6 protein-coding genes and 1 pseudogene are annotated in these 6,477 nt (G+C 73.6%); 5 read left to right on the plus strand and 2 right to left on the minus strand.

Annotation, left to right across the window (positions count from 1 at the left end):
• Positions 1-2: 2 nt before the first annotated feature.
• The 5 genes from AB0G63_RS12105 to AB0G63_RS12125 are packed head-to-tail and all read left to right on the plus strand — an operon-like array spanning position 3 to position 5,355.
• Positions 3-1,292, plus strand: a complete 1,290-nt coding sequence (locus tag AB0G63_RS12105; protein ID WP_360748227.1) for a hypothetical protein — start codon at positions 3-5, stop codon at positions 1,290-1,292.
• Positions 1,289-2,245: a glycosyltransferase family 2 protein gene (locus AB0G63_RS12110; RefSeq protein WP_360748230.1), complete on the plus strand. Its 957-nt coding sequence runs from the start codon at positions 1,289-1,291 to the stop codon at positions 2,243-2,245. Before AB0G63_RS12105 ends, AB0G63_RS12110 begins: the two co-directional genes overlap by 4 nt.
• A complete protein-coding gene (locus tag AB0G63_RS12115) occupies positions 2,242-3,474 on the plus strand; it encodes a polysaccharide pyruvyl transferase family protein (protein WP_360748233.1) in 1,233 nt (410 codons plus the stop codon). Before AB0G63_RS12110 ends, AB0G63_RS12115 begins: the two co-directional genes overlap by 4 nt.
• On the plus strand, positions 3,471-4,022 hold the full coding sequence (gene rfbC, locus AB0G63_RS12120; protein WP_360748236.1) for a dTDP-4-dehydrorhamnose 3,5-epimerase: 552 nt from the start codon (positions 3,471-3,473) through the stop codon (positions 4,020-4,022). The genes AB0G63_RS12115 and rfbC overlap by 4 nt, the downstream gene beginning before the upstream one ends.
• A 7-nt stretch (positions 4,023-4,029) precedes the next feature.
• Positions 4,030-5,355, plus strand: a complete 1,326-nt coding sequence (locus AB0G63_RS12125) for a glutamate-1-semialdehyde 2,1-aminomutase (RefSeq protein ID WP_360748239.1) — start codon at positions 4,030-4,032, stop codon at positions 5,353-5,355.
• A 12-nt stretch (positions 5,356-5,367) separates the two neighbouring features.
• Here AB0G63_RS12125 and AB0G63_RS12130 read toward each other — a convergent pair whose 3' ends face one another.
• Both AB0G63_RS12130 and AB0G63_RS12135 read right to left on the minus strand, forming a co-directional pair.
• Positions 5,368-6,051: a phosphatase PAP2 family protein gene (locus tag AB0G63_RS12130; RefSeq protein ID WP_360748242.1), complete on the minus strand. Its 684-nt coding sequence runs from the start codon at positions 6,049-6,051 to the stop codon at positions 5,368-5,370.
• A gap of 286 nt (positions 6,052-6,337) precedes the next feature.
• Positions 6,338-6,477: pseudogene (locus tag AB0G63_RS12135) on the minus strand (alpha-L-arabinofuranosidase); the annotation flags it as partial.

A 6,477-nucleotide genomic window follows, 5' to 3' on the forward strand; every position in this document is an offset into this window, starting at 1 on the left:
CGATGACCGTCGAGGGGGAGAAGACGACGCCGAGGGCGGCGACGGCCAGGAGGGCCCTCGTCGGCCGGCTGTCCTGGGGACTGGCCGACCAGGCGGCCTCCAGCATCAGCAACTTCGCGGTGGGCGTGTACGTGGCCCGCTCGCTGGGGGTGACCGCGTTCGGCGTGTTCAGCCTGGCCTGGGTGACCTACGGCGTGATTCTCAACGTCTCCCGCGGCCTTGCCACCGACCCGCTCGTGGTGCGCTTCAGCGGCGTGCCGGACGCGTCCTGGCGCGGGGCGGTGGCCCGGTCGGCGGGTACCGCGCTCGGCGTCGGTGCCGCCCTCGGCGCGGCCTCCGTGGTGGCCGGCCTGGCCCTCGGCGGCCGCGTGGGGCCCGCGTTCGCCTGCCTCGGCGTCATGCTGCCGGGGCTGCTGCTGCAGGACGCCTGGCGGTTCGCGTTCTTCGCCGCCGGCACCGGGCGGAAGGCGTTCGTCAACGACGTCGTGTGGGCCGTCGCGCTCGTCCCGGCCATGGTGGCGGCCGCCCGCGTGGGCACCGTGGCCGCCTTCGTGCTCGCCTGGGGCGCGTCCGCCACGGTGGCGGCGGGGTACGGCTACCTCCAGTCCGGCATCCGGCCCCGGGTGACCGAGGCGCGCGGGTGGCTCCGCGAACAGCGCGACCTCGGCTACCGGTACCTGGTCGAGAACACCTGCCTCAGCGGCGCGAGCCAGCTGCGGGCGTACGGGCTCGGCGCGATCGTCGGGGTCGGTGCGGTGGGTGCGGTGCGGGGCGCCGAGCTCCTGATGGGGCCGTTCCTCGCCGTGCTGATGGGGCTGTCGCTGGTCACCGTCCCGGAGGCGGCACGGGTGCTGCGGCAGGCCCCGCAGCGGCTCGGGAAGTTCTGCCTCCTCCTCGGCGGCGGGCAGGCCGCCGCCGCGCTGCTCTGGGGCGGGGCGCTGCTGCTGATGCCGGACCGGCTCGGCGAGCTGGCGCTCGGCAGCGTCTGGCACTCCGCCTCGCAGCTCATCGTGCCGATCACCCTCGGCGTCGCGGGCGCCGGCCTCGGCACCGGCGCGGCGGCCGGGCTGCGCGCGCTCGGCGCGGCCCGGCGCAGCCTGCGCTGCCAGCTGTTCGCCTCCGTCTGTTACGTCGGCGGCGGGCTCGGCGGGGCGGCCACGGCCGGCACGGTCGGCTCGGCCTGGGGCGTCGCCGCCGCGACCGTCAGCGGCTCGGCCGTGTGGTGGCTGCAGCTGCGGTCGGCCCTGCGCGAGCACCACCACGACCCCATCCGCGAAGTGAGGACCTCATGACCGACCGACCCAGGCTGAGCATCGGCCTGCCCGTGTACAACGGCGAGGAGTACCTCGCCGAGTCGCTCGACGCCCTGCTCGGCCAGACCTACGAGGACTTCGAGCTGGTCATCTCCGACAACGCCTCGACGGACGGGACCGAGGACATCTGCCGCAAGTACGCGGCGCAGGACTCTCGTATCCGGTACGTCCGGCTGCTCCGGAACGTCGGCGCCACACCGAACCACAACTACGTGTTCACCCAGTGCCGCGGCGAACTGTTCAAGTGGGCCTCGCACGACGACCTCTACGCCCGCGACCTGCTGCGGCGCTGCGTGGAGGCGCTGGACGAGCGGCCGGACGTGATCCTCGCGCACGCCGACCAGGCGGTCATCGACGGCGACGGCCAGGTGAAGGTCCCCTACGAGTACACGCTCGCCACCGGCTCGCCGCACCCGCCGGAGCGCTTCCGCAGCGTGCTGTTCGAGCCCGGCGGTGACGACTTCTACGGGGTGATCCGGGCCGACGCGCTGCGCCGGGTGAGGCCGATGGACAGCTACCACCACGCGGACCGCACGTTCGTCGCCGAGATCGCCCTGCACGGGCGCTTCCACCAGGTGCCGGAACTGCTGTACTTCCGCCGCGACCATCCCACCCGCGCCGAGCGGGCGAACCCGTCCAAGCGCGCCCGGTGCGTCAACCTGGACCCGCGCCGGGCGGGCCTGCTGCACCCGACGCCCCGGCTGCTCGCCGAGTACGTCTGGGGCTTCGCCTCGGCGATCCGGCGGGCGCCGCTCTCCCCTGCCGAGCGGCGCGAATGCTACCGCCACCTGGCCGCGTGGATGACCAGCCGGGTCCGGCCGGGCGCCGGCGAGCGGGTCGAGGACCGCGCCCCGGTCGATCCGGCCAAGCTCACCGTCTCCGTGGACGCCCTGGTCGCCGGGCGTGAGGGCCGGGACGGGAGGCACGCATGACGTCCGCGGACGAAACCCCGGTGCGCGTAGGGGTGTTCGGCCTGCTCGGCTCCGGCAACCTCGGCAACGACGGGTCACTCGAGGCCGTCCTCGGCCACCTCCGCGCCGAGCACCCGGAGGCGGTCGTGGACGCGCTGTGCGGCGGACCCGAGGCCGTCACCGCCCGGTTCGGGATCCCCGCGACACGGCTGCACTGGTACCGCGGGGAGTACCGGACCGCGTCGCGTGCGGGCGCGATCGCGGCGAAGGGTCTGGGAAAACTCGTCGACGTCTTCCGCACCGCCGCCTGGGTGCGCCGGCACGACGTGGTGATCGTGCCGGGCATGGGCGTCCTGGAGGCGACGCTGCCGCTGCGGCCGTGGGGGTTCCCGTACTCGCTGTTCCTGCTCTGCGCGAGCGGCCGGCTGCTCGGCACCCGGGTCGCGCTGGTCAGCGTCGGCGCCGCCGCGATCCGCAACCGGCCGACCCGGGCCCTGGTGCGGTGGTCGGCACGACTTGCCACGTACCGGTCGTACCGGGACGCCCAGTCCCGGGACGCGATGCGGGCGATGGGCGTGGACACCGCGCGCGACCAGGTCTACCCGGACCTGGCGTTCTCCCTGCCGACGCCGCCGGCGAGCCCGGCCTCCGGCTCGCCGGGCACGGTCTGCGTCGGGGTCATGGACTTCCACGGCGGCAACGACGACCGCGCCCGGGCCGATGAGATCTACCGGCGCTATCTCGACGGGACGATCCGGTTCGTCCGCACGCTGGTCGAGGAGGGCAGGCCCATCCGGCTGCTCACCGGCGACGACTGCGATGCGTCGGTGGTCGCCGCGATCCTCGACGCGGTGGACTCTCCGCTGGTCACCGCGGCCGAACCGGCCTCACTGGCCGACCTGATGAAGGAGATGGCGGCCGCCGACACCGTGGTCGCGGTCCGCTACCACAACCTGATCTGCGCGCTGAAGACCGGCACACCGGTGCTCGCCCTCAGCTATGCGGCGAAGAGCGACGCGCTCATGGACCGGATGGGCCTCGGCGCGTTCTGCCACCCGGCCCGCGAGGTCGACGCCGACCGGCTGCTCGAGCAGTTCCGGGCGCTGGAGCAGCGTTCGGCCGAGCTGCGGCAGACCCTCACCGAGCGGAACCTGGCCGCCGCCCGGCAACTCGAGCACCAGTTCGCCGCCTTGACCGCGGCCCTGTTCCCGGCGGCCGACCACGCCCACGTGCATCAGGAGGCTCGATGAAGGCGACCGAAGTCCCGGAGATCGACGGCGCGTACCTGTTCGAGCCGACTCCGTACGCCGACGAACGCGGCTTCTTCTGCCGCACCTTCGACGCCGACGTGGTCCGCTCGGTGGGCCTCGACCCGAACGCCTTCGTCCAGGACAGCCTGTCCCGCTCGGTCCGCGGCGTGGTGCGCGGCCTGCACCTGCGCTCCGGCGCCGGTGAGGCCAAGCTGGTGCGCTGCTCGTACGGGAGGGTCTTCGACGTCGTCGTGGACCTGCGCCCGAGCTCGCCGACGTACCTGGGCCGGGCCTTCTTCGAGCTGTCCGGCGAGACGCAGGCGACCGTGTACATCCCGGCGGGCTGCGCGCACGGCTTCCAGGCGCTGACCGAGACCGCCGACACCTCCTACCGGATCGACCGCCCGCACGATCCGGCCGAGGACGTGACGATCGCCTTCGACGACCCGGAGCTCGCCATTCCCTGGCCGCTGCCGGTCACATCGATGTCCCAGCGGGACCGGGAGGCGCCCAGCCTCTCCGAGGTCCTGAAGCACAGAGAAAGCTGAGGTCCCCGTGGACACCGAAGAACTCCACCTGCCCCGGTCGAGGGCGGCCAACGAGCGGCTGCACGCCATGATCCCCGGGGGCGCGCACACCTACGCCAAGGGCGACGACCAGTACCCCGAGAACCTGGCCCCGGTCATCAGCCACGGCCGCGGTGCCCACGTGTGGGACGTCGACGGCAACCGCTACATCGAGTACGGCTCCGGCCTGCGGTCGGTCAGCCTCGGCCACGCCCACCCGCGCGTCATCGAGGCGGTGCGGCGGGAACTCGACCGCGGCAGCAACTTCGTCCGGCCGTCCATCGTGGAGGTCGAGGCCGCGGAACGCTTCCTGGCCACGGTGCCGACCGCCGAGATGGTGAAGTTCGCGAAGAACGGCTCCGACGCCACCACGGCCGCGGTGCGCCTCGCCCGCGCCGCCACCGGGCGCTCGCGGGTGGCCATCTGCGCCGACCACCCCTTCTTCTCCGTCGACGACTGGTTCATCGGCACCACACCGATGTCCGCCGGCATTCCGGCGCAGACCAACGAGCTCACCGTGGCGTTCCCCTACGGAGACCTCGCCGCCACGGAGGAACTGCTCACCCGGTACGAGGGCGAGGTCGCCTGCCTGATCCTCGAACCCGCCACCCACACCGAGCCGCCGCCCGGGTACCTCGCCGGCCTGCGCGAACTGGCGGACCGGCACGGCTGCGTCCTGATCTTCGACGAGATGATCACCGGCTTCCGCTGGTCCGAGGCGGGCGCCCAGGGCCTGTACGGCGTCGTCCCCGACCTCTCCACGTTCGGCAAGGCGCTGGGCAACGGATTCGCCGTCTCCGCGCTGGCCGGGCGCCGCGAGCTGATGGAGCGGGGCGGGCTGCGCCACACCGGCGACCGGGTGTTCCTGCTGTCCACCACGCACGGTGCGGAAACGCACTCCCTGGCGGCCGCGATGGCCGTGCTCACCACCTACGTCGAAGAGGGCGTCACCGCGCGGCTGCACACCCTCGGCGAGCGGTTGGCCGCCGGGATCCGCGACGCCGCGGCCGCCATGGGCGTCGGCGACCACCTCGTCGTCCGGGGCCGGGCCAGCAACCTGGTGTTCGCCACCCTCGACGAGAACCGGCAGCCGTCGCAGGAGTACCGCACCCTGTTCCTGCACCGGCTCCTCGCGGGCGGGGTGCTGGCTCCCTCGTTCGTGGTGAGCAGCGCGCTCGACGAGGCCGACATCGATCACACCGTCGACGTGGTGGCTCAGGCATGTGCGGTGTACCGGAAGGCGCTGGACGCCGCTGACCCGACCCCCTGGCTGGCCGGACGGCCGGTGAAGCCCGTGTTCCGCCGCTCGGCGTGACCTGACGTGACGTCAGCGGCGCTCCGGACGGCCGGCGTCGGCCGTCCGGCCGGCCGGCCGGTCAGCCAGCCGGTCGACCAGCCACGCGGTGGCCGGGATCACCGCCAGCGCGGTGCACCAGCCGCCGAGGACGTCGGTCGGGTAGTGCGCGCCCAGGGCGACCTGCGCCCAGCCCATGGCGGCGCCGGCAACCAGCGCCGCCGCCAGCACGAGTGACGTGCCGGCCGTCCTGCCGAGGCCGAGCCGGCCGGTCACGAGCCGCGCCGCCACGAGGGCGAGCGCGGTGAAGAAGGCGGTGTGCCCGCTCGGGTAGGACAGGTTGTCGCCGTGGATGGTGCGTCCCACCAGGTGCTTGAGCAGCGTCGCCGTCCCCACGGCCACGGCGGCGCCGGCCACGACGAGCACCGCCGCGCGGGGACACCGAAGCAGCAGGCAGCCCGCCACGCACGCCGCGATCAGCAGCACCGATCCCGCGGGTTCCCCCAGGAAGTCGAGCGCCAGGGCGACGTGCCGCCACGGCGGACGCACACCGTCCGCCGTCGGCCGTATGATCCACCTGTCCACCCTGCCGGGCTCGCCGTGGCCGGCGTACAGGACCCCGAGCCCGACGACCGCCAGCGCGGCGAGGGCCGCGATCAGCCCGAGCGGCACACGCAGCGACGGGGGCAGCGCCGCGGGCCCCGACCGGCCGGTCACACGCCCACCGCGTCCGGTCGCCCGTCGCAGAGCATCCGGCGGATGCGACGCGCCTCCCCCACCAACGAGCCCCCGTCGTGTCTGACTCGGCCCGCGCGGGAGCCATCAGCCTGTGCATCGGAATCGGTCTCTGCCCGCCACCCTAACCAACGATGCGGTCGCGGCAAACCGCCGTCGGAAGGTCCATGTGTCAACACTTCGCGAAGTTCGGCCCTGGATCGCCTTTCCGTGCGGAGCTGAGAGGAACCCCGGCCGCCGCACGGCCGGAGTCCCTCAACCGGGAAGGTCAGCGTTGCAGGGTGAGGACGCCCGGCCGCCAGGGCAGCTGGTCGTAGGGGCCGCTCGCGGTGGGGGACTTGCCCTGGTAGAGGAACTGCAGGTTGCAGGGGTCGACGGTCATGGTCTGGTCGGGGTTGTCGCGGACCA

This window comes from Streptomyces sp. NPDC020996 (genome assembly GCF_040641355.1).
In the GTDB taxonomy this organism is placed as follows: domain Bacteria; phylum Actinomycetota; class Actinomycetes; order Streptomycetales; family Streptomycetaceae; genus Streptomyces.